Annotated in this window: 1 protein-coding gene; it reads right to left on the minus strand. The window is 37.3% G+C overall.

The annotated features are described in order from the left end of the window. Window positions 1-245: 245 nt before the first annotated feature. Window positions 246-694 (minus strand): hypothetical protein (locus L323_RS40940; protein WP_020816681.1); only part of this gene is annotated, 449 nt, incomplete at its 5' end.

Consider the following 694-nt stretch of genomic DNA (forward strand, 5'->3'; position numbering starts at 1 on the left):
TGCCTTGAGACGTCGCTGATGATAATAAAACGCGAAATGCTTTCTTTTTTGAAGAAAATGACCCCCGGGGGTCGAAATTCTGATAATTTCGTTATACCGTAAAATTTATTATATTTTCTGTAACTATTTGTTTTAGAGAGTTTTACGGTTTTTTTATAAAACCAATACTCTCCAAAAATTGATTCGCGCATACCCTCTCCAACTTTTTCCCACGCGTTTCCAATTAGTGCATACCCGCCGTAAAATCAAGTACCCGACAATAGTAAATCCTTGAGCCATTTCGGCAAGCAGCTCACTTTTCTATACTCCTTAATTTTATTTGTCACTTCTGCTACATCCTCTTCTCTCCAGAATCTATCCCTGATATAGCACTTTTGACTACAGTACTTTCGCCCATTTGCTCCTAATGATTTGAATTCTACTCCGCAATATTCACAAGTTAGTTTATACGATTTCCTGTGAATATTCTCCCATTCTCTTTTGCAGCTTAAAGAGCAGTATTTTTTTCTACGCCCAGATTTGTTTTGTACAATTTTGCTTCCACAGTTAAGGCACAAAATGGATTGGAACTCCTCTTTCATTATACTACGATACTCTGTTACTAACTCTGTTGCTAATCCGTTTAATCCATTCCTTACGCAGTAACCTCTGACCGAGTCCCTTGACAGTCCTATTGATTTAGCTATTTTCTCAT

Source organism: Ruminiclostridium papyrosolvens C7, from assembly GCF_000421965.1.
Lineage (GTDB): Bacteria > Bacillota > Clostridia > Acetivibrionales > DSM-1351 > Ruminiclostridium > Ruminiclostridium papyrosolvens_A.